Genomic DNA, 17,086 nt, shown 5'->3' with positions numbered 1-17,086 from the left:
TGCTCAGCCCTCCACGACGTTCAGGCCCATGGCCTTGGCCGAACCCTCGATGATCTTGGTCGCGGCATCGAGATCGTTGGCGTTCAGATCCTTCATCTTCTTTTCGGCGATCTCGCGCAGCTGGCTGCGGGTGATCTTGCCGACCACTTCACGGCCGGTCAGCTTGGAGCCCGACTTCAGCTTGGTGGCCTCTTTCAGGAACCAGGTCGCCGGCGGCGTCTTGGTGATGAAGGTGAAGCTCTTGTCCTGATAGACGGTGATCACGGTCGGCAGGGGCGTGCCCTTGCCGACGTTCTCGGTGCGCGCGTTGAACTCCTTGCAGAAGCCCATGATGTTGACGCCGCGCTGGCCCAGTGCGGGGCCGATCGGGGGCGAGGGCGTGGCGGAAGCCGCCGGCACCTGCAGTTTGATATAGCCCAGAATTTTCTTGGCCATTGGTCTCTCCTGTGAGTGACCCGGGGTTCAGTCCGGGCCGGTGAGCCGTGGTCCGGCATGGCTGCCTCCCACGGATTTATGCGGGCGAACCCGCACCGCTCCCTGCGGAGCGAGGCGCGCGTGTAGCAAAGGCGGGGCCGAATAGCAAACGGGGGCCGCTCTCGCAGCCCCCGTAAATCGCTCTGCCGAAAAACGGTTTAGCCCGCGTTCTTCTCGACCTGATTGTATTCCAGATCGACGGGGGTCGGGCGACCGAAGATGGACACAGCCACGCGCAGGCGGGCGTTGTCCTCGTCGACGCTTTCAACCTGACCCTCGAAGCTGGCGAAGGGTCCGTCGATGACCTTGACGGTCTCGCCGATGTCGAAACGGATGGTGGGCTTCGGACGTTCGACGCCTTCTTCCACCTGACCGATGATGTTCTGGACCTCACGCTCGGACACCGGCAGCGGCTTGGTGCCGCCCGCCGCGCCGAGGAAGCCGGTGACCTTCGGCGTGTTCTTGACCAGGTGATAGGCCTCGTCGGTCATCTCCATCTTCGCCAGTACATAGCCGGGGAAGAATTTGCGTTCCGAATTGATCTTGCGACCACGACGGACCTCGACGACCTCCTCGGTCGGCACGAGGATTTCCGAGAAACACTCGGTCAGGCCCTGCTGACGCGCCTGGTCCTGAATGTGCTGGGACACCTTCTTCTCGAAATTCGAGTAGGCGTGGATGATGTACCATTTGTGCCGCGGATTGGCGGCCGGTTTGGTTTCGGGCGCTGCATCAGTCATGCGCGTCTCCTTATTGGCCGATAGAGAGGATGAATTGGGAAGCGATGGTCAGGCCGGCGTCGACGACCCAGAAGAAGATCGCGGCGATCACCACCATGATGAAAACCATCACCGAGGTGATCCAGGTTTCCTTGCGGCTGGGCCACACGATCTTGCGCCCTTCAGCGCGAACCTGGCTGAAGAACTGCGGGATCGACACGCGTTTCTTGGGGGCCGGCGCGTCAACCGCGACCGTCTGCCCCGCCGGAGCGACTTTCGATCCCGTCATGCGACGACCGCCCGGGTTTTTGGCCTTGGCCATTCAGCGTCTCTTCAAACATTTATCCCTGCCCTCCAGATGGGAAGTCCCATGCGGCGGCGACAGGGGGGAAATGGCAGGAGTGGAGGGACTCGAACCCACGACCCTCGGTTTTGGAGACCGATGCTCTACCAGCTGAGCTACACTCCTGTAGTGTCCGGACAGGGCACAACGCGCCGTGGGTCACCCCATCGGCGCGTGGTACTCGCCAGACGGGGGCGTATGCCCGAGCGAAGGCGGGTTTTCAAGGGCAATCCGCCCCCCGGCACAGGGATTGCGCGCGAAGGCCGGATCAGTCGTCCCTGTGGGCCGCGATCGCATGGGCCTCGTCCTCCGGCTTGACCACCTGACGGAACAGCAGCTTGTCGATGCGGCGGTCGTCCATCTCCAGAATCTCGACCTCGAACCGCCCCAGTTGCAGCTCCTCGCCCTTGTCCGGTACGCGCGACAGCTGGTGCAGCACCAGGCCGGCCACGGTGTGGAAGCTGTCGTTCTCGCCGAAATCCTCGCCCAGCATGTCACACAGGTCGTCGAGATCGGTGCGGCCGTCGACCAGCCAGGCCCCGTCCTCGCGCTGGGTGACAAAGCCGGTCAGCTCGTCATGGCTCTCGTTGAAGTCACCCGCGATCATCTCGAGGATGTCTGTGGCGGTAACCACCCCCTCGAAAGCCCCGTATTCATCGACGATGAAGGCCATGTGGACATGGGTGCCCTTCAGGATCTCCAGCGCCTTCAGCACCGAGGTGGACTGCGGGATAAAGGCCGGCGTCTTGACGTGCTTCTCAACCTCCAGCTCGCCCGAGGTCAGATAGGAGTCCAGCAGGTCTTTCTTGTGAACCACCCCCAGCGGGTGATCCAGATCACCGTCGCGGGCCACCACGATGCGCGAATAGGGACAGACGCGAATTTCCTCGCGCAGTGCAGCGACCGTGTCGTCCAGCGCGACCCAGAAGACGTCGGTGCGCGGCGTCATCGCCACCCGCACCGGGCGATCACCCAGGCGCAGGATCTCTTCGATCATCACCTGTTCTTCGGGCTCGATCAGGCCCGCCGAGGTGCCCTCAGCCAGGATGGTCTCGACTTCCTCCTGGGTAACATCGGTGCCGTCGCGATCCTTGACGCCCATCAATTTGAGAATCGCCGAAGTCGAAGCCGTCAGCAGCACCACGAACGGATGCAGGACCACGGCCAGACTTGAGATCGGCGCGGCCATCTTGGCGGCGATGGTTTCGGGGAAGATCAGGGCCAGGCGTTTGGGCACCAATTCGCCGACAATCAGCGACACATAGGTGATGCACACGACCACGAGGGCCGTCGAGAAGATCTGGGTATAGGCGGTCAGGGCCGGAAACTGGGCCTCGAGGATCTTGTCGAGCTCACCGGCGATGGCGGCCTGACCATAGGCACCGGCCAGAATCCCGATCAGGGTGATGCCGACCTGGACCGCCGAAAGGAAATGGGTCGGATCATCCGCCAGCTTCAACGCCGCGCGGGCCCCCTTGTCTCCCCGCTCTGCCCGACTCTGCAGCTTTGATCTACGGGATGAGACGACCGCGAGCTCGGTCATGGCGAACAGGCCGTTGAGCACCACGAGGAGCAGAACGACAACAATGGCGATAGCTAACATCTAGGAGTAGCGAGACCGGCGCGGCGCGACAGCCGGCGTCCGCAGGGGGACATTAGGAGAGGTTTGGTCTTTCCGCCATGGTTTCCTTGAAACTCAGCGTCGGGGACCGGCATCCACCGCCCCGTAGGGTCCGCTGACATCAGGGTTCGCGGGAGCAGTCGCCGCACAGGCCGACATCCCGATCAGGGTGCCGATGAACAGACCGATGCGAAGCGCGCGCAACATGATTACCAAATCCCTAACGTCCGTAAGGCGAACGTAGGCGGCAATCCGGGGTTCCATGCAAGGCCTCGCCCCCGTCAGGGGACACCTTAACCTTGAACTACCCCCTGTAACGCGAACGGTTCAGTCTGCGGCGCGTCGTGAACAGCAAAACGGGCGGCCCCCGTCTGGAGACCGCCCGCCCTGTCGGTTAGCGCTTCGAGCTAGCCGCGCGGCTTGGTCGTCGACTTCGAAGCCTTGGTCAGCTTGTCCGCCCACGACTGGGCCACCTGCCCGGCCGCACCGCGTCCACCCAGGCCGAAGGCCAGGGCCGCGGCGATAGCCGCAGCACCCAGAACCAGACCGAAGGCCAGCATGACGATCTCATCGGCGATACCCATGAAGCTCAGACCCATGGCCGTGGCCAGGGCGATGGTGGCCCAGCGCACGATGGTGGAGGCGAATCGATCGGCCCCGTCCGTACCGCGGTTGATCGCATTGCTCAGCACGTCACCCAGGATCACACCGGCGACGATGATGATACCGCCGGTGATGATCCGAACGGCCAGGCTCAGAACCTCCTCGACCAGGGTCGCGACAGCCCCGAACTCCAGCAGGCGGGCGGCTTCGATCGCGGTAAAGGCGACGATGGCGACCATGGCCAACAGGCCGACGATACGCGACGGCGTCATCGGGCGGGACACGCTCCTGTCGCCCATGGCGCGCGCCGTGGCCGGGGTCACATCCCCGGCGTAGGGGGCGGTGGCCTCGGCCGACGCCCCTTCAGGGCGCGCCGAGGACAGGCTGACAAAACCGCTGATGCTGCGGTCGAACCCGGTGGCCGGCAGAACCCGCTCGATCACCTGGGCGACCCAGCGACCGATGAACCAGCCGATAGCCAGAACGATCGCTGCCGCCAGAACCCGGGGGATGGCATCAAACACGGTGGCCAGAACGGCAACAGCCGGAACGGTCAGGGATTCGATACTCAGCTGTTCCAGCGCTGCGATGGTGATCGGAATCAGAACCAGCACAAAGACCAGGGTGCCGGCGGCGGTGCTGACACCGGTCGACCCGGTTGCCCGGGACAGACCGGCCCGCTCCAGCCACGCGTCGGCACTGGCAGCCTTCAATGCCGCCTCGGTCACCCGGCGGGCGAGCGTGGCGACGATATAGCCGATGAAGAAGATCAGGGCCGCGCCGAGAATGTTCGGCAGGAAGGAGGCAACCTGGTTCAACAGCGTGTTCAACGGGGTGACGACCTGCCCAAGACCCAGAACTCCCAGCGCGGCCACCACGCCGAACAACAGGATCAGCCAGAAGGCGACATCGCCCAAGCTGTGGCCGATCGAATGTTTCGGATTTTCACTGAGATTGGCCTTCGACGCGCCCGGGATCCGGTCGACCCCCTTGGCCAGCGCCCATTTGATGGCGGTGCCGATCGCCCAGGCCCCGAGCAGAATGAGCAGCGCGCCCAATCCCTTCGGTAGCCAGGTCTGGATCAAGGCGTCCCAGCCGATGAATTCGTATCGTGCGTCGTACATTCTGCCCACCGTTGCTCACGTCTCGGGGTTGAAACGCTCCTGTTGGACTAACGGTCACGTTTCAAAGGCGTTCCGGAAACAAGCAAAAACCCCCGCCGGTTTGCACCGGCGGGGGTTTTGTTTTTGGGCCTATGCTCGCCTCGCGGAGGCTCGCGGCTTGAGGCCAAACGGGCGCTCATAAAGCGAGCGACCGCGTCGCGAGCGTTAGCGCATCAAGGAGGCTCTACTCGATGATCTTGGCGACGACGCCGGCGCCGACGGTGCGGCCGCCTTCACGGATGGCGAAGCGCAGGCCCTGGTCCATGGCGATCGGGGTGATCAGCTCGACGTTCAGCTCGGCGTTGTCGCCGGGCATGATCATCTCAACGCCTTCCTTGAGCTGGACGATGCCGGTCACGTCCGTCGTACGGAAGTAGAACTGCGGGCGATAGTTGGTGAAGAACGGCGTGTGACGGCCACCCTCTTCCTTGTTGAGGATATAGGCCTCAGCCAGGAATTTGGTGTGCGGGGTGATCGAGCCGGGCTTGCAGAGAACCTGGCCGCGCTCGACGTCTTCACGCTTGGTGCCGCGCAGCAGCACGCCGACGTTGTCGCCGGCCTGGCCCTGGTCGAGCAGCTTGCGGAACATTTCCACGCCCGTGCAGGTCGTCTTCTGAACCGGACGGATGCCGACAATCTCGACTTCCTCGCCGACCTTGACGATACCCTTTTCGATCCGGCCCGTGACCACGGTGCCGCGACCCGAGATCGAGAACACGTCCTCGACCGGCATCAGGAACGGCAGGTCCAGCGGACGCGCCGGCTGCGGGATGTAGTCGTCGACCGTCTGCATCAGCTTCAGCACCTGATCGGCACCGATTTCCGGCTTCACGCCATCGGTCGCGGCCTTGGCCGAACCCATGGTGATCGGGATGTCATCGCCCGGGAAGTCGTACGAGCTCAGCAGCTCGCGCACTTCCATCTCGACCAGCTCGAGCAGCTCGGCGTCGTCGACCAGGTCGACCTTGTTCATGAACACCACCAGCGCCGGCACGCCGACCTGACGGGCCAGCAGGATGTGCTCGCGCGTCTGCGGCATCGGGCCGTCAGCGGCCGAAACCACCAGGATCGCGCCGTCCATCTGGGCGGCACCGGTGATCATGTTCTTCACATAGTCGGCGTGGCCGGGGCAGTCGACGTGCGCGTAGTGACGGTTGGCCGTCTCATATTCCACGTGCGCGGTGTTGATCGTGATGCCGCGGGCCTTTTCTTCCGGCGCCGCGTCGATGTCGGCGTAGTTCATCGCCTTGCCACCGCTGGCCTGGGCCAGAACCATCGTGATCGCCGCCGTCAGCGTCGTCTTGCCGTGGTCAACGTGACCAATCGTGCCGATGTTGCAATGCGGCTTGTTACGTTCGAACTTTTCCTTGGCCATCGCCAAACTCCTGGTGGCCCGGGTCCGTGATGGAAGGGGCGCTTCTGCTCAGTTCAAAAATCTGGAGCGGGTAGACGGAATCGAACCGACATATTCAGCTTGGAAGGCTGCTGTACTACCATTGTACTATACCCGCACGGAGACGGCGTCGGCTGCCCGGAACCCCGGTTGACCTTCGCCGCCGATCCTCATCGTCACCGGGTCCCTCGTTTCGAACTGCGCGTGGTGGGGGAAGCAGGACTCGAACCTGCGAAGCTTACGCAGGGGATTTACAGTCCCCCCCCTTTGCCACTCGGGACATTCCCCCAAGCGCGTTTCGAACCGTCGGACCAAAGCCCCGGCAACCTTTCGGTGGCCAAGGCAACAAAAGCATTCGGTCTCCGGCGTCGCCTGCGATACAGGAGGCACCGGACCCGAAAGCCTCAGGGCTCCAAATCGGAGGGCGTCTTATAGTGTCGCAAAATCGAGAACGCAACGACCGGAAAACCGGTAAAAAGCCGGGCTTCCGGGGCAAGTCGCCAGAGACCGCGGACGCGCCTCGCAAGGGCGGCTGGAACCCCAATCCGCCGACCAAGGCGTTCAACCCGGCCGCCCCGCGTCCGTCGCGCGGCAAGGTTGATGCCGACAATTTCGTCTGGGGCCGTCATCCGGTGCTGGCCGCCCTCGCCAATCCCGCCCGTCAGGGCATGGGGCGGCTGCTGGCCAGCCCCGACCGCGCCGTCGAATTGGAACGCGACAACCTGACCCACGGCCATGCTGTCGAGGTGATGGAGCCGCAGCTGCTTGACCGGATGCTGCCCGCCGGGGCCGTACACCAGGGCCTGGTGTTCAAGGTCCAGCCGCTGGAAGGGGTGGCCCTGGCCGACCTCGCCGAACCGGCCGAAGGCGTCATTGTCATGCTGGACCAGTTGACCGACCCGCAGAACGTCGGGGCCATCTTCCGCTCGGCGCTCGCCTTCGGGGCGCGCGGCATCATCGTCCAGGACCGCCACTCCCCTGCCCTGGCCGGAGCCCTGGCCAAGGCGGCCGCCGGAGCGACCGAACGCCTGCCCTGCGCCCGGGTGACCAATCTGTCGCGAGCGCTGGAGACCCTGGGTGAACTGGGCTGGCGCGCCGTCGGCCTCGACGGCACCTCCGACGAGACGCTGGAGACGGCGCTTGATTCGCGCCCGACCGTGCTGGTCCTGGGGTCCGAAGGCGACGGCATCCGCCGGCTGGTGGCCGAACACTGCGACACCCTGGCCCGGATCCCCATGCCCGGTGGCTTCGAGAGTCTGAACGTCTCCAACGCCGCCGCCGTCGCCCTGTATGAAGTCACCCGGGCCCAGCGTCCCGCCTGACCGCCGCCTTGCCCACCTGCCTTCAGTGACCTAACAGCGCACCATGTTCGACTTTCTCAGCTCTCCTGAACTCGCCAGCCAGCTCGCCGCCCTCGGCCAGGTGATGATGATCGACCTGGTCCTGGCCGGTGACAACGCCATCGCCGTGGGTCTGGCCGCAGCCGCCCTGCCGGTAGACCAGCGCCGCAAGGCTATCCTGATCGGCCTGGCCGCCGCTGTGGTGCTGCGTATCGGCTTTGCCCTGATCACGGTCCAGTTGCTGGCCATTATCGGCCTGCTGCTGGCCGGCGGGATCCTGCTGCTGTGGGTGTGCTGGAAGATGTGGCGCGAGCTGCGCGAACAGGCCACTCACGACCAGGCCGAGGCTTCGGTCGAGATGGAAGCGGCCCTGTCGGTCCACCACGGTGGCGGACCGACGCCCGAGGCCATGGGCCTGAAGCGCAAGACCTTCGGCGCGGCCCTGCTGCAGATCATGATCGCCGACGTCACTATGTCGCTGGACAATGTGCTGGCCGTGGCCGGCGCGGCCCACGCCCATCCGTGGATCATGGTCTTCGGCCTGATCCTGTCGATCGCCCTGATGGGTCTGGCCGCCAGCTACATCGCCCGGATGCTGAATCGCTACCGCTGGATCGGCTACATTGGCTTGGTCATCGTCCTGTACGTCGCCCTGCACATGATCTGGGACGGGGCCCGCTCGATCATCGTGCGGACGGACCGCATGGACGCCTTCAACGCCTCGGCCCCGGCCTTCCTCGACATCACGCCCAAGGAGGTCGAGAAATTCCGCCGTGGGACCAAGGATGAAGTAGAGCCGGTGACGCCGTCGGTCGAGGTGCTCGCACCGACACCGGCCAGGGCCGCTCCGGCGGTCGCGCCGGAGCCGGAGCCGGCACCGGCAGGCTAGGCTTCGGTCTCGCCGCCGCCGAAGCGTTCGGCCCATTCGGCCACCTGGGCGTCCTCGATCTTGCGGAACAGCACCTCGGCCGCCGCCACCGCCTGACCACGCGGCAGCCGGTCCAGCAGGTCGTCGGTGGCCAGCGGCCAGCTCAGATCGGTCTCGCCGACCGTGGCGGCGATCTTCACCGCGCTGGAGGGCATGATCGGGGCCGCCAGTCGCGCGAACAGGGCCACCAGATTCAATCCCGTGCGTACGCCCACCGCTGCCCGCACCGGATCAGTCTTGAACGCGGTCCACGGGGCGGCGACCTGCAGATATTCATTGCCCAGCACCCAGACCGCCCGGATCGCCTGGGCCGCCTTGCGGAACTCCATGGCTTCCAGCTGGGCCGTCGCCTCGGCGATGCCGGCGGCGAGGTCCGTCTCCAGCTGGGCCTCGACCAGACCGGGTTCGCCGCCGTCGGGCACCACGCCGTCAAAACGGCTCTCGGTGAATTTGACGATGCGATTGACGAAATTGCCCAGCACATCGGCCAGGTCCTTGTTGGTGCTGGCCTGGAAATCCTCCCAGGTGAAGGCCGAGTCCGCATGCTCGGGTCCATAGGCGGTCAGCCGCCAGCGCCAGTAGTCAGCCGGCAGCAGCTCCAGCGCCTGGTCCATGAACACACCGCGCTTCTGACTGGTCGAGAATTTGCCGCCGTACCAGTTCAGCCAGTTGAAGGCCTTGAGCGTATCGACCGTCTTCCACGGCTCACCCGAACCCAGAATGGTCGCCGGGAAGCTGACGGTGTGGAAGGCGACATTGTCCTTGCCCATGAACTGGACATAGCGGACGTCCTCGGCCCCCTCATCTGTACGCCACCAGTCGCGCCAGCTGTTGCCGGTCGCTTCGGCCCATTCCTCGGTCGCGGCGATATATTCGATCGGGGCGTCGAACCAGACGTAGAAGACCTTACCTTCCATGCCCGGGCGCGGCCCGCCGTCGGGGCCCACGACCGGGATTCCCCATTTCAGATCGCGGGTGATACCGCGGTCGATCAGCCCCTCGTCCAGGTGCTTCAGCGCGATCGAGCGGGCCAGGGTCTGCCAGTCGGCCTTCGACCCGATCCAGCCCCGGATGCGGTCGGCTAATTTGGTCTGCAGCAGATACAGGTGGCGGGTGTCGCGAACCTCGAGGTTGCGCGAGCCTGACACCGCTGAATAGGGCTCGATCAGGTCGGTCGGATCCAGCAGACGGCCGCAATTGTCGCACTGGTCGCCCCGCGCGCTGGGATAGGCGCAATGGGGGCAGATACCCTCGACATAACGGTCGGGCAGGAAGCGGGCGTCGTCGATCGAATAGATCATCCGGTCGACCCGTTCCTCGATCAGACCGTTGGCCTCCAGAGCGGCGACGAAATGCTGGGTCAGCCGCCGGTTGGCGGCACTGGACGAGCGCCCGAACCAGTCATAGCTCAGACCGAAGGCCTCGCCGGCGGCCTTCTGGATCTCGTGCTGTTCGTCGCAATAGGTGCGCACGTCCTGACCGGCGGCGGCGGCGGCCAGCTCGGCCGGGGTGCCGTGCTCGTCGGTGGCGCAGATGTACAGGACCTCATGCCCCTGGGCCCGTTTGAACCGGGCCCAGACGTCGGCGGGCAGCATTGATCCGGCCAGATTCCCCAGATGCTTGATGCCGTTGATGTACGGCAGCGCCGAGGTGATGAGGATGCGGGCCATGGGAGTCCAGACGTTCGGGAAGACGCCCATATAGAGAGGGCGCGGCCCGTCGGCAAAGCCCTGTGACCTAGAGGGCGTGGGTCGCGGCGAAAACGGCGAGTGTGACCGTCATGCCGATCAGGATCGTGATCCCGCTCACGAAGGCCAGAAACCGGCGGCGCACATTGTTGCCGTTCAGATGGATCAGGCTGTGCACCAGCCGGCTGGCGACAAAGGCCCAGGCCAGTACGGTCATCACCGGGCCGTCGGCGCCGATCACCATGGCCATGATCACCAGGGCATAGAAGAGCACCGGTGCCTCGAATTGGTTCTGGTACTGGTTGCCGATGATCCGTGCCCGGGTCGGCCATGCGTCATTGGCGATGGCGATGTCGGCCATTCGCACCTCGCGGCGCTTCAGGGCACCGACGCGAGTATTACCGAGCAGCAGGACCAGACCCAGCGACAGGGCGATCTGGATCAGGAAGGGGAAGAGCAGGGTCATGGCGTTTCACCAATGAGTTTTGAAACGCAACTATCTCACCGGATACCGGTCAGGGCAATACTGAAGCTTCATCCGGGCGGACCGGCAGTCGCCGCGCCACGCGGACGAACCGCGCCGTCAGCAGCACCGACGAGAACAGGCTGGCGACGATGATGGCCCAGACCAGACCGTCGACCCCGATCCTGTGTGCCAGCCACCAGCCGAGCGGGATCATCACCGCGCCATAGGCGACGAAATGCATGATCGTCGGCCACCAGACATCCCCGGCCGCGCGGTTGACCTGGGCGGCCACGACCTGGATGCCGTCGGCAACGAAGAACAGGCAGGTCAGCATCAGGGCTGGCACCACCACGGCCAGCAGGGCCGGGTCGCGATTGTAGGCGCTGGCAATCAGACCCGCCCCCGGCCAGACGATCAGGGCCATGGCGAAGCCGATCACCGACACCACGCCGATCCCGACCATCCCGGCCCGCAGCACACCGCGTCCGTCGCGCTCGCCATAGGCGCGCCCGACCATCACGCCCGCCGCAGCCGACAGGCCCATCGGTACCATGAAGATGATGGCGGTGACATTCAGCACCACAGCCCAGGCCGAGGTTTCGATCGCGCCCAGCTGACCGGCGATGAAGGTCATGGCGGCGAAGGCCCCGACCTCGATGAAATAGCTGGACCCGGCCCCGTAGCCGACCTTGCGTTGTTCGCGCTCGGCGGTGCGATTGCGGGCCGGACGGTCGAATATCCCCAAGGCCCGCGCCTCGGGCAGACGCAGGATATAGACGATCAGGAACACGGCCAGGGCGGTGCGGGCACCGAAGGTGGCCCAGGCCGAGGCCACGGCCCCCTGCATCCCGAGACCCAGCAGGTCGGGTACCAGCACCAGATTCAGCGCCAGATTGACGCCATTGGCCACCCACATGGCCCACATCCCGGCCTTGGGCCGGTGCAGGGCCTCAAGGAAGAACTGCGCCGCCACACTGACCAGATAGCCGGGCATCGACAGGGCAAAGACGATCAACGCCGGCGAGGCTCCCTCGCCCAGACCGTCGGCCAGGCCGATATGGCGCATGATCCAGGGGCCGAACACGACCATGGCCAGCATCGAGGCCACGCCCAGCTGCAGACCGTAGGCCACGCCGCGCCGGAATACGCCGCCGACCTCCTGCCGCCGTCCCTCCCCCAGATACTGGGCGGTCATCACCTGGACGCCCATCATCAGCCCGACCGACGTGGTCACCAGGATCGTAATCGGAGCCAGGGCCAGTGAGCTGTAGGCCAGCTCGCGCGCCGACCAGTTGCCGACGACGATGACGTCGGTCAGGCCCATGGTCATGATGCCGATGCGCGCCAGAACGACCGGCCATGCCAACGTCAGCAGGTCGCGAATGGCGGTACGGGTCTTGGCACTAAGGCTGAACATCGGAGGCGGCAAAGGCCACGACCGGGGTCCGGCGTCAACATGATCCTTCTCCCCTTGCGGGAGAAGGGATTCCTACCAGGCCCCCATTGCCCGCAGGTGTTTGGCCAGGTCCTCGGGCAGGTCGCCGGGGTCCAGGGTCGACAAATCCGGCGGCGCATCCTTCGGCTCCAGATAGCGCCAGCCCTGGAATGGCCGCCGCGCCTGGGGGGCGGTGCGCACCACCTCGTTGGACAGGCGGATCTGGCATTTCGCCCCCGTCTTCCCCTCACCCGCCGGCGTGATGTCCAGCACCCGCTGGCGGCAGACGACCGACCCCTTCATCACCCAGTACAGCGATCCGCCGTCCTCGATCTCGGCCGCGCGCTTCGGCGTCATCCGGGTCGGTACGATCAACCATTGATTTTTGGCCGCCCGTCGTTCCAGCGTCTCGACCTTGGCCACGCCGACGCAGAGCTTGATGATGTGGAGGGGCATGGGTCGGCTTTAACATCCATTTCGAGATCGCGGGGAAGAACAACGTCTGTCCCTCTCCCGGCGCGAAAGGGTGAGGGGCCGATGCTCGCTTCGCCGTGAGGTGCCCCCCGGTCGGTGCGACGGCTGTCGCCGACTAACAGACCTGCCCCTCACCCTTTCGCCTTGCCAATCGCTTCGCTCCTGGAGGCTCAAGCCCTCTCCCCATGGGAGAGGGTTAAATCCGTTGGACTCATAGAGTCCGAAGACGTGCAAATAAAGGACGGCAAAATCAGCGACTTGCACTCGATGGACTCGGTATTTACCGAGTCCAATCAACTCAGCCTCCGCGATCACAGGGGCCGGCAGATAAATCTTATAAGCTTCTGTATTTGATAACTTTCTCGATCAGGCACTGGCCTCAACGGTCGCCAGCACCGCATCGGCCGCGACCTGATCGCCGACCACAAAGCCGACCTCACCGACCACCCCGTCGAACGGCGCGACCAGGGCATGCTCCATCTTCATGGCCTCCAGCACCACGACGGGCTGGCCCCTGGTCACCGTGTCCCCGACCTTGACCGGCGTGGCGACGATCTTGCCGGGCATTGGGGCGCGCAGGGAACCGTCCGAGGCGGCACCGCCCCCGGCTCCGGCACGGGCGAAGGCGCGAACCTCGAAGGCCGAGCCATTCTCGAAGGCGACGCCGGCCCCATCGGTCAGGGGCAGATAGCTGATGACAGCATGGGCCTCATCGCGCATCGGCACCGCCCGGCTTTCCCCGTTGACGACAAGATGTTGATGCGTCGTCGCGGTGGCATTGGCCCGGAATCCAAGGGAGCCATTCCAGCCATCCCACGGACTGCCGGGGTCGCCAGACTCCTCCGGTTCAGCATCGACCCGCAGGTAATGGGCCGCATCTTCCAGACCCATGACCGACAGGGGTTCGGCGGTCAGATCGGCCTCCTCCTCTGCGATGAATCCGGTATCGATATCCCCGCTGACGAAGCGCGGATGCTCCAGACATTTCATTGCGAAGGCGGCATTGGTCTTGATCGGCCAGACCTCAACCTCACTGCAGGCCTCGGCCAGAACCTCCGCCGCCTCCTCGCGCGTATCTGCATGCACGATCAGCTTGGCGATCATCGGGTCGTAGAACTGGCTGACCTCGCCGCCCTCCTCGACGCCGGTGTCGATGCGGATATCGTCGGGCAGGCGGAAATGCTCCAGCCGCCCGATGCTCGGCATGAAGCCATTGGCCGGGTCTTCGGCGTACAGCCGCGCCTCCATGGCCCAGCCGTTGAGGGGGATGTCGGCCTGTTTCAGCGGCATCGGCTCGCCGGCGGCGACGCGGAACTGCCATTCGACCAGATCGACGCCGGTGATCGCCTCGGTGACCGGATGTTCGACCTGCAGCCGGGTGTTCATCTCCATGAACCAGATGCGGTCGGCCTTGAGCCCGTCGGAGGCGTCGGCGATGAATTCGATGGTGCCGGCACCCTCGTAATTCACCGCCTTGGCGGCGCGGACGGCGGCGTCGGTGACGGCCTTGCGGGTGGCGGCGTCCATGCCGGGGGCCGGGGCCTCCTCGATCACCTTCTGGTGGCGGCGCTGCAGCGAACAGTCGCGCTCATACAGGTGAACGACGCTGCCGTGGCTGTCGCCGAAGATCTGCACCTCGATGTGGCGCGGGCGGGTAATGTAGCTCTCGATCAGCACGCGCGGGTCGCCGAAGGAGGACTGGCCCTCGCGCTGGGCACTGGCGAGGCCGTCGGCGAAATCCTCGGCGCGGTCGACCTTGCGCATGCCCTTGCCGCCGCCGCCGGCCACGGCCTTGATCAGCACCGGATAGCCGATGCGCGCAGCCTCGGCGCTCAGGGTGGCGACGTCCTGGGCCTCGCCCTGATAGCCGGGGGTGACGGGTACGCCTGCGTCGATCATCAACTTCTTGGCCGCGTCCTTCAGCCCCATGGCCCGGATCGCCGCGGGCGGCGGGCCGATCCAGACCAGACCGGCGGCCATGACCGCCTCGGCGAAGTCTGCGTTCTCGCTGAGAAAGCCATAGCCGGGGTGAATGGCCTCGGCCCCGGTCGCCTTCGCCGCCGCCAGCACCTTGGCCGCATCCAGATAGGACTCGCGTGCCGCGGCTGGACCGATCAGCACCGCCTCATCGGCCTCGCGCACATGCAGGGCCTTGGCGTCGGCTTCGGAATAGACGGCGATGGTCCGAACACCCATGCGACGGGCAGTGCGGAACACACGACAGGCGATTTCGCCGCGATTGGCGACCAGAACGGATTTGAACATGTCGCCGGTTCTAGAGGGGGCTACGCCGGGGTGGCTAGCGATTAGTGAGCATGACGAAGACTGAAACGCCCGAAGCCACAGCCGCCGACATTTTGCACGGGTCCAGCCGAATGATACTCCGGACGGCGAGGGAGAGCGAAATGAACCGATGGATTGCGCCCGTCATCGCTGTTGCGCTGACGGCTCCGACAGCCGCACTGGCCCAGGAGGCCCCTGCCCCGGCCTATGCCGCGTTTGACGCCTTCCTGACTGATTTCCGCGTCGAGCATCACATTCCCGCCATGACCGCCGTGATCGTGCGTGACGGTGTGGTCGTGTGGGCGAAACCCTATGGCTGGTCCGATGATGAGGGCGAGACGGCAACAACGATCGACACCACCTTCTCGATCGCCTCGGTGACCAAGCCGATTGCCGCCACCGCGATCCTGGCCGAGGCGGCCGCGGGTGGCCTCGACCTGTCGACGCCGATGACCGCCGACGCCGACTGGGCCGACACCTGCGAGTGGCTGTCGGGCAGCCCGATCCCGTTCGGCAGCGGCGGACCGCAGGCCGATGGATCGACGATTGCCGGCATGGACTGCAGCCGCGCCGTGACGCTGGATGACATACTGCGCATGCGTGTGAACGGCGACGGATCGAGCTTCGTCTACAATCCGATCAGCTATGCGCGGATCGACCGGGTGATCGAAGGGGCCGGCGGACGGCCGCTGCGTACCATCGTGCGCGAGCGGGTGATGGACCCGGCGGGCATCCACGACATCGCCCTCGGCTGGCGCGATCCGCAGGGCGGGTCGGCGCTGCGTCTGCTCGCCCTGCCCTTCAAGGTGACCGAGGCCGGAGAACTGGAGCGGATCGCTGTTTCCGATGACGATTTCCGCGCCGCAGGCGGGATCAAGGCGAGCGCGTCGCAGCTGGCGCAGTTCGACATCGCGCTCGATTCCGGACGTCTGATCCCGGCCGGATGGCATGAGCGCATCTTTGGCACCCCGGTAGCCGAGGGGACCGGCGATTATCGCTATGGCTGGTTTGCCCAGCGGTGGCAGGGCCACGACCTGTTCTGGCATTCGGGATGGGATCCCGACCGCTATTCGGCGATGTATCTGAAGGTGCCCGATCAGGGGCTGACGCTGATCGTTCTCGCCAACACCGAGGGTCTGTGGTGGGACAACAGCCTCGTGCGGGCCGAAATCGACAAGAGCCCCATAGTGGCGGCGTTTCTGGCGGGATTTGTCGAGTAACGGCCCGCCATCAGGCCCCTACTCGGCCCAGCGCGGCTTGCGCTTGTCGAGAAAGGCACGGACGCCCTCCTGGCCTTCAACCGAGACGCGCGCCTTGGCGATGCGGTGGGCGGTGTCCTCCATCAGCGAATGATCGATGCTGTGGTGGGCGACGTGGTGCACCAGACGCTTGGCGGCCCCCATGGCACCGGGAGCGCTGGTCCCCAGCCCCTCGCTAACCCAGGCCACATAGCCGTCGATGGCGTCAGCGTCGGCCAGCACGGAATCGATCAAGCCGATGCGGGCCGCGTGGTCGGCATCGAACAGGTTGCCGGTCAGGAACAGGGCCCGGGCCCAGCGCGGGCCCACGGCCTCGACCACATAGGGGGCGATGGTCGCCGGGATCAGGCCAAGCTTGACCTCGGAGAAGGCGAATTTGGTGTCGCGCACGGCCACGGCCATGTCGCAGGCGGCGACGATGCCCGCCCCACCGCCCATGGCCGCGCCCTCAACCAGGGCCACAGTCAGGGCCGGAATGTCGTACAGAGCCTTCAGCATCTTCGCCAGGCCCATGGCGTCCTCGCGATTGTCGCTCTCGGACCAGCCCGCCGCGTCGGCCATCCATTGCAGATCGGCCCCCGCGCTGAAGGTGCCGCCGGCACCGCGAATAAAGACCGCACGGACCTTGTCGGCCCCATGCAGCGTCTCGAAGGCCTCGTACAGCGCGCTGACCGTACGGGCGTCGAAGGCATTCTTCTTGGCCGGACGGTTGATGGTGATGAAGACCAGGCCCGCCGGAGTCGAACGGATCTGCACCAGCTGGTCATCGCCGCCCGGGGCCGGATTGGCCAGCAGCGGATGAACGATGGCGTTGATCTTCGCCGCCTCGGCGTCCGTGACGTCCAGGGCGTTGAGGTCGGCTTCGGTGGGAGTCTTGCGGTCGGTCATGGCCTATCC

The 17,086-nt window shown here is 65.4% G+C and carries 15 protein-coding genes and 3 tRNA genes; 3 read left to right on the top strand and 15 right to left on the bottom strand.

From position 1 onward, the window contains the following. Positions 1–3: 3 nt before the first annotated feature. From rplK to AAC067_RS05440, 9 genes are all read right to left on the bottom strand, one after another. The gene (gene rplK / locus AAC067_RS05480; protein WP_300446396.1) at positions 4–435 is read right to left on the bottom strand and encodes a 50S ribosomal protein L11; all 432 of its coding nucleotides are present in this window, start codon (positions 433–435) and stop codon (positions 4–6) included. A gap of 197 nt (positions 436–632) precedes the next feature. Then, a complete protein-coding gene (gene nusG, locus AAC067_RS05475; protein WP_339930353.1) occupies positions 633–1,214 on the bottom strand; it encodes a transcription termination/antitermination protein NusG in 582 nt (193 codons plus the stop codon). Positions 1,215–1,224: 10 nt separating this feature from the next. After that, positions 1,225–1,515 (bottom strand): preprotein translocase subunit SecE, encoded by a 291-nt coding sequence (secE, locus tag AAC067_RS05470; RefSeq protein WP_339930351.1) that lies wholly within the window; start codon positions 1,513–1,515, stop codon positions 1,225–1,227. Positions 1,516–1,586: 71 nt separating this feature from the next. Beyond that, positions 1,587–1,662, bottom strand: a tRNA-Trp gene (locus AAC067_RS05465). A gap of 142 nt (positions 1,663–1,804) precedes the next feature. Beyond that, positions 1,805–3,139, bottom strand: a complete 1,335-nt coding sequence (locus AAC067_RS05460) for a hemolysin family protein (protein WP_339930349.1) — start codon at positions 3,137–3,139, stop codon at positions 1,805–1,807. A gap of 425 nt (positions 3,140–3,564) precedes the next feature. Continuing rightward, positions 3,565–4,884 carry a mechanosensitive ion channel gene (locus tag AAC067_RS05455; protein ID WP_339930347.1) on the bottom strand — a complete coding sequence of 440 codons (1,320 nt, stop codon included), beginning with the start codon at positions 4,882–4,884 and terminating at the stop codon, positions 3,565–3,567. Between the two features lie 223 nt (positions 4,885–5,107). Continuing rightward, a complete protein-coding gene (tuf, locus tag AAC067_RS05450; protein ID WP_339930345.1) occupies positions 5,108–6,298 on the bottom strand; it encodes an elongation factor Tu in 1,191 nt (396 codons plus the stop codon). A 62-nt stretch (positions 6,299–6,360) separates the two neighbouring features. Beyond that, positions 6,361–6,434: transfer RNA gene (locus AAC067_RS05445), tRNA-Gly, on the bottom strand. Positions 6,435–6,521: 87 nt separating this feature from the next. Beyond that, positions 6,522–6,605, bottom strand: a tRNA-Tyr gene (locus tag AAC067_RS05440). Between the two features lie 145 nt (positions 6,606–6,750). On the opposite strand from AAC067_RS05440, the gene rlmB reads away from it, so the two are divergent. Together rlmB and AAC067_RS05430 are read left to right on the top strand one after the other, a co-directional pair. Continuing rightward, positions 6,751–7,638, top strand: coding sequence for a 23S rRNA (guanosine(2251)-2'-O)-methyltransferase RlmB (rlmB, locus tag AAC067_RS05435; protein WP_339930343.1), 888 nt, complete (start codon positions 6,751–6,753; stop codon positions 7,636–7,638). A gap of 43 nt (positions 7,639–7,681) precedes the next feature. Further along, positions 7,682–8,545: a TerC family protein gene (locus AAC067_RS05430; RefSeq protein ID WP_339930341.1), complete on the top strand. Its 864-nt coding sequence runs from the start codon at positions 7,682–7,684 to the stop codon at positions 8,543–8,545. Here AAC067_RS05430 and metG read toward each other — a convergent pair. The 5 genes from metG to AAC067_RS05405 all read right to left on the bottom strand — a co-directional run bounded on the left by metG (position 8,542) and on the right by AAC067_RS05405 (position 14,912). Further along, positions 8,542–10,254, bottom strand: a complete 1,713-nt coding sequence (gene metG, locus AAC067_RS05425; protein WP_339930339.1) for a methionine--tRNA ligase — start codon at positions 10,252–10,254, stop codon at positions 8,542–8,544. The genes AAC067_RS05430 and metG overlap by 4 nt on opposite strands. A 67-nt stretch (positions 10,255–10,321) precedes the next feature. Beyond that, positions 10,322–10,738, bottom strand: coding sequence for an MAPEG family protein (locus tag AAC067_RS05420; protein ID WP_339930337.1), 417 nt, complete (start codon positions 10,736–10,738; stop codon positions 10,322–10,324). Positions 10,739–10,787: 49 nt separating this feature from the next. Next, the gene (locus AAC067_RS05415; RefSeq protein ID WP_339930335.1) at positions 10,788–12,155 is read right to left on the bottom strand and encodes an MATE family efflux transporter; all 1,368 of its coding nucleotides are present in this window, start codon (positions 12,153–12,155) and stop codon (positions 10,788–10,790) included. Between the two features lie 72 nt (positions 12,156–12,227). Then, complete coding sequence (locus AAC067_RS05410) at positions 12,228–12,629, bottom strand: DUF1489 domain-containing protein (RefSeq protein WP_339930333.1); 402 nt, start codon at positions 12,627–12,629, stop codon at positions 12,228–12,230. 384 nt (positions 12,630–13,013) lie between these two features. Continuing rightward, complete coding sequence (locus AAC067_RS05405) at positions 13,014–14,912, bottom strand: acetyl/propionyl/methylcrotonyl-CoA carboxylase subunit alpha (protein ID WP_339930331.1); 1,899 nt, start codon at positions 14,910–14,912, stop codon at positions 13,014–13,016. Positions 14,913–15,052: 140 nt separating this feature from the next. On the opposite strand from AAC067_RS05405, the gene AAC067_RS05400 reads away from it, so the two are divergent. Continuing rightward, positions 15,053–16,150, top strand: coding sequence for a serine hydrolase domain-containing protein (locus AAC067_RS05400; RefSeq protein ID WP_339930329.1), 1,098 nt, complete (start codon positions 15,053–15,055; stop codon positions 16,148–16,150). Positions 16,151–16,168: 18 nt separating this feature from the next. Here the strand turns inward: AAC067_RS05400 and AAC067_RS05395 are convergent, their stop codons facing one another. Next, the gene (locus AAC067_RS05395; protein ID WP_339930327.1) at positions 16,169–17,077 is read right to left on the bottom strand and encodes an enoyl-CoA hydratase-related protein; all 909 of its coding nucleotides are present in this window, start codon (positions 17,075–17,077) and stop codon (positions 16,169–16,171) included. Positions 17,078–17,086: the final 9 nt, after the last annotated feature.

Origin of the sequence: uncultured Brevundimonas sp., assembly GCF_963977465.1 — a bacterium.
Lineage (GTDB): Bacteria > Pseudomonadota > Alphaproteobacteria > Caulobacterales > Caulobacteraceae > Brevundimonas.
Note: the sequence above shows the minus strand (reverse complement) of the source record. Positions and strands in the feature narration are given on the sequence as shown.

Excerpts from the sequence above, each read along its gene's own strand:
- rplK (WP_300446396.1), bottom strand. The coding sequence starts at position 435 with ATGGCCAAGAAAATTCTGGGCTATATCAAACTGCAGGTGCCGGCGGCT.
- nusG (WP_339930353.1), bottom strand. The coding sequence starts at position 1,214 with ATGACTGATGCAGCGCCCGAAACCAAACCGGCCGCCAATCCGCGGCAC.
- secE (WP_339930351.1), bottom strand. The coding sequence starts at position 1,515 with ATGGCCAAGGCCAAAAACCCGGGCGGTCGTCGCATGACGGGATCGAAA.
- AAC067_RS05460 (WP_339930349.1), bottom strand. The coding sequence starts at position 3,139 with ATGTTAGCTATCGCCATTGTTGTCGTTCTGCTCCTCGTGGTGCTCAAC.
- AAC067_RS05455 (WP_339930347.1), bottom strand. The coding sequence starts at position 4,884 with ATGTACGACGCACGATACGAATTCATCGGCTGGGACGCCTTGATCCAG.
- tuf (WP_339930345.1), bottom strand. The coding sequence starts at position 6,298 with ATGGCCAAGGAAAAGTTCGAACGTAACAAGCCGCATTGCAACATCGGC.
- AAC067_RS05430 (WP_339930341.1), top strand. The coding sequence starts at position 7,682 with ATGTTCGACTTTCTCAGCTCTCCTGAACTCGCCAGCCAGCTCGCCGCC.
- metG (WP_339930339.1), bottom strand. The coding sequence starts at position 10,254 with ATGGCCCGCATCCTCATCACCTCGGCGCTGCCGTACATCAACGGCATC.
- AAC067_RS05420 (WP_339930337.1), bottom strand. The coding sequence starts at position 10,738 with ATGACCCTGCTCTTCCCCTTCCTGATCCAGATCGCCCTGTCGCTGGGT.
- AAC067_RS05415 (WP_339930335.1), bottom strand. The coding sequence starts at position 12,155 with ATGTTCAGCCTTAGTGCCAAGACCCGTACCGCCATTCGCGACCTGCTG.
- AAC067_RS05410 (WP_339930333.1), bottom strand. The coding sequence starts at position 12,629 with ATGCCCCTCCACATCATCAAGCTCTGCGTCGGCGTGGCCAAGGTCGAG.
- AAC067_RS05405 (WP_339930331.1), bottom strand. The coding sequence starts at position 14,912 with ATGTTCAAATCCGTTCTGGTCGCCAATCGCGGCGAAATCGCCTGTCGT.
- AAC067_RS05400 (WP_339930329.1), top strand. The coding sequence starts at position 15,053 with ATGAACCGATGGATTGCGCCCGTCATCGCTGTTGCGCTGACGGCTCCG.
- AAC067_RS05395 (WP_339930327.1), bottom strand. The coding sequence starts at position 17,077 with ATGACCGACCGCAAGACTCCCACCGAAGCCGACCTCAACGCCCTGGAC.